Raw genomic sequence first — 1379 nt, forward strand, 5'->3', positions numbered from 1 at the left:
GGCGGTGCCGAAGTTGGCGCATTCGGCGGCCGAGACCCCGATCGGTGTGGCGTGGCTGAGTCCGAAACGCTCACTCAGTTGCAGGAGTTCGGTGTTTTCGATCTGTCCGAACCCGATGGTGGAGGAGGCGAGCATCAGGATGTCGATCCTGGACGCCGGCACCCGCGAGTGGTCGAGCGTTTCCGCGATGCAGGTTGCGGCCATGTCGATGGGCGAGTCGCGGGTGAGCCGGTAGGTGGCGAGTCCGACCTCATGTAGGGCTTCGACCAGTCCTGGTTCGGCGGCAATGGGTTCTATATCTGTGATGGGCCGCGGGTGGCCGGTGATGTGGGCTATTCCGGTCATGAAAATACGCATGGTGTTCTGCCTCGGAAGGTCGTGTGGCACCGGCTGTTACTTGCATTCCGCGCTGGCGTTGCTGATGGCGTAAGCGACGAGGATGGCGTGCGGGCTGTGGAATTCGCTGATCTGCAGCGAGATAGCGACTGGACCGGGAGAATTGCTGTGCCGCAACAGGACCGGCTTACCGGCCGGGCGGCCATAGCTGACTGTGGCGGGGTGTGTCGTCCAGAGCGCGGCGAACCGGGGGTTGGCAGCCAGCGTGCGCAGCAGCGCCAGAGCATGGTGGCTGAGTCGGTAGGGGCCGATGGCTGCGCGAAGCGCGGCGACGACGTGAGGTGCTTCGTCGTCCCAGTCGACGACCAGTTCTCGCGCTGCGGGCTGGAAGAACCACAGCGCGATGTTGTTGCCGGCCTGACGAAGTCCGGGCAGTGCGTCGTACAGCCGGTCGCTGGCGGTGAGCACGGTCGACAGGGGAGTGGTGTAGGCGCAGATGATGCGCGCGGAATCCAGATGTGCGAGATGGGCGTTGACTTCGGGTGTCGCGATCTGGTGCCGTAGTTCGTCGTCGGCCGGAAGCCGCAGGGGCGGGTTCCACAAGTCGTAGGTGTGGCGACGTTGAGCGGGATCGAGCTCGTAGCCGCGCACGATCTTGGCCAGGGTGTCGATGGTGGGAACGGACAGGCCGTGCTCGATTTTGAAAAGGTAGGCCGTGCTGATTCGGGCGCGAGCGGCGGCGATCTCGCGTGACCAGCCCCGCTCCTGGCGCAGCTGATCCAGCCAGGTGTGCAGGTTCGGCATCTCCACTCGCGCGGCCGCGCGGGCGCGTCGGGTGCGTCTGGGTGGGTGTCTGCCGTCTGTGTGGCCGCGTACTCGGTTCACCCGCCTGTCTCCGTCTCTCCCCGACACCATCTCGACCGGATCTGAAATATGAATAGTCATAGAGTCCGCGCGCATTCCACCGTGACCGATCACTGGTGTTTCAACGCCGCTCATTGGTGTCGGTGCGATGGCGAGCGCTGAATTCTGCCCATGACATG

General features: G+C 64.5%; 2 protein-coding genes. Both read right to left on the minus strand.

The annotated features are described in order from the left end of the window. On the minus strand, positions 1-345 hold a 345-nt coding region (locus tag A5780_RS17160; protein ID WP_156769534.1), incomplete at its 3' end, for a hypothetical protein. Between the two features lie 48 nt (positions 346-393). Beyond that, a complete protein-coding gene (locus A5780_RS17165; protein WP_197521776.1) occupies positions 394-1140 on the minus strand; it encodes a helix-turn-helix domain-containing protein in 747 nt (248 codons plus the stop codon). Positions 1141-1379: the final 239 nt, after the last annotated feature.

The organism is Nocardia sp. 852002-20019_SCH5090214, from assembly GCF_001665865.1.
In the GTDB taxonomy this organism is placed as follows: Bacteria; Actinomycetota; Actinomycetes; order Mycobacteriales; family Mycobacteriaceae; genus Nocardia; species Nocardia nova.